The following is a 1,098-nucleotide window of genomic DNA, read 5'->3' as shown; positions in this document are numbered from 1 at the left end:
TGTAGATCCGAGGCGGTCGGGCAAAGGGTTGGACCTTGGGCGATGTCTGTCGACCAACATCCTGCTCGGCCCATCTTCGCGCCCGCCGCCTTTGGCCGCGGCAGCGGGTGCATAGGCGCTGTACGTGCCCGCTGCCGCGCCTCCAAGGCGCACGGGCGTCCGGCGTCTTTCGGACTGCCCGACTCAGGCAATCGCCTAAAGGTCGAGACTCTTCTTCAGATCTCGGACTACGTCATAGTCGGCATCGGTAATGGGGGCCATTCCGTCGGCCTTGAACTGGCCGAGGATTTCCTCGTCCTTCAGCTCGTAGAACGCGTTGCGGATCTGTTCCTGGAGACCGTCGTCCAGACTGTTGCGCATGACCCAGGGATACTGCGGAAAGGGCTTGGAGTAGGCCAACACCTTCACCTTTTCGTCGTCGATGATGCCCCGCTCCACCAACGACTCGAAGATCGGCCGTGAAAGTCCGCCGGCTTGCGCGCGGCCGTTCTGGACCGCGACCGCGACCGCATCGTGGGCACCTAGGAAATGCTCCTGATAATCCTCGTCCGCCTTCAGGCCCCGCTCGACGAGCATGGACTTCGGAATCATGTGCGATGAAGTCGAGGCCTGATCCCCGTAGGCCATATCGTGGCCTCTGATCGCCTCGATGTCGTCCACCCCCGAGTCCGTGTTGGCGATGACCACCGCCTGGTAGGTTGGGCTGCCGCCCTTCGTCTTGGCTGCGAAGGCGTCGATGTCGCTCCTGGAGCGCGCCAGCACATAGGAAAGCGGGCCGAAATAACCCAGGTCGATGCGCTCGTTGCGCATGGCCTCGATCATGGAGGAATAGTCAGTAGTGACGACCAGCTCGATCTTCTTGCCGAGCTTATCCTCTAGATAGGCCTTGAATCCCTGGTTGGCGCTAATGATCGTCGCGGCGTCCTCGTCCGGCAACAGCGCAACCTTCAGCTCGTCGGGGTCCGGCATCGGCTCCGCAATAGCTAAGGCGGCGCCAAGTCCGCACGCTGCCGCGGTCAAGAACGATAGTGTCTTACGCACGGTTTGATCTCCTCTTTTGGGCTGGTGGAACGCGTCATGGTGATTGATAGGCGAGGG

The 1,098-nt window shown here is 61.6% G+C and carries 1 protein-coding gene; it reads right to left on the bottom strand.

Annotated features, from left to right (window positions below; translation table 11 throughout):
* Positions 1-195: 195 nt before the first annotated feature.
* The gene (phnD, locus tag CKO31_RS26010) at positions 196-1,089 is read right to left on the bottom strand and encodes a phosphate/phosphite/phosphonate ABC transporter substrate-binding protein (RefSeq protein WP_438874039.1); all 894 of its coding nucleotides are present in this window, start codon (positions 1,087-1,089) and stop codon (positions 196-198) included.
* Positions 1,090-1,098: the final 9 nt, after the last annotated feature.

It is taken from the genome of Thiohalocapsa halophila (genome assembly GCF_016583825.1).
Taxonomy (GTDB): Bacteria; Pseudomonadota; Gammaproteobacteria; order Chromatiales; family Chromatiaceae; genus Thiohalocapsa; species Thiohalocapsa halophila.
This window is presented reverse-complemented; position numbering and strand designations above follow the sequence as displayed.